The organism is Komagataeibacter melaceti, assembly GCF_003403295.1.
In the GTDB taxonomy this organism is placed as follows: Bacteria; Pseudomonadota; Alphaproteobacteria; order Acetobacterales; family Acetobacteraceae; genus Komagataeibacter; species Komagataeibacter melaceti.
The window spans coordinates 1-698 of sequence record NZ_QUWV01000068.1 but is presented as its reverse complement, the minus strand read 5'-3'; the positions used below and the strand labels follow the sequence as shown (position 1 = coordinate 698).

At 68.3% G+C, this 698-nt stretch carries 1 protein-coding gene; it reads left to right on the top strand.

All coding sequences use genetic code 11. From position 1 onward, the window contains the following. On the top strand, window positions 1–698 hold a 698-nt coding region (locus DY926_RS08670; RefSeq protein ID WP_274541793.1), incomplete at both ends, for a 1-deoxy-D-xylulose-5-phosphate synthase N-terminal domain-containing protein.

Here is a 698-nt window from a genome sequence, read left to right as displayed (position 1 = left end):
GGGCGCTATGCGCAGCTTGACCGCGTCCGCATGCCGCATGACCTGCGCAACCTCTCCGTTGAGCAGCTGAAGCAGCTTGCGGAAGAACTGCGCTCCGAGACGATCGACGCGGTCTCGACCACCGGGGGGCACCTTGGGGCGTCGCTGGGCGTGGTCGAGCTGACCGTGGCGCTGCATGCCGTGTTCGACACCCCCGATGACCGCGTGATCTGGGATGTCGGCCACCAGGCCTATCCGCACAAGATCCTGACCGGGCGGCGCGAGCGCATCCGCACCCTGCGCCAGCCGGGCGGGCTGTCGGGCTTCACCCGCCGTAGCGAGAGCGAATACGATCCCTTCGGCGCGGCCCATTCCTCCACCTCCATCTCGGCGGGCCTCGGCATGGCCGTCGCCCACCACCTGCGCGCGGAGGAAGACCCCTCCTACCGTGAGCGCAACGTGATCGCGGTGATCGGCGATGGCTCGATCTCGGCGGGCATGGCGTACGAGGCGATGAACAACGCCTCGCATTGCGGGCCGGGCGCCGAACGGCTGATCGTGGTGCTCAACGACAACGAGATGTCGATCGCACCGCCGGTCGGCGCGATGTCGAGCTACCTGTCGCGCCTCATGTCCTCGCGCAAGTTCCTTGGCCTGCGTGAACTGGCGGGCAAGATGGCCAAGCGCCTGCCCGGCCGCCTGGAACGCACGGCGAAGAA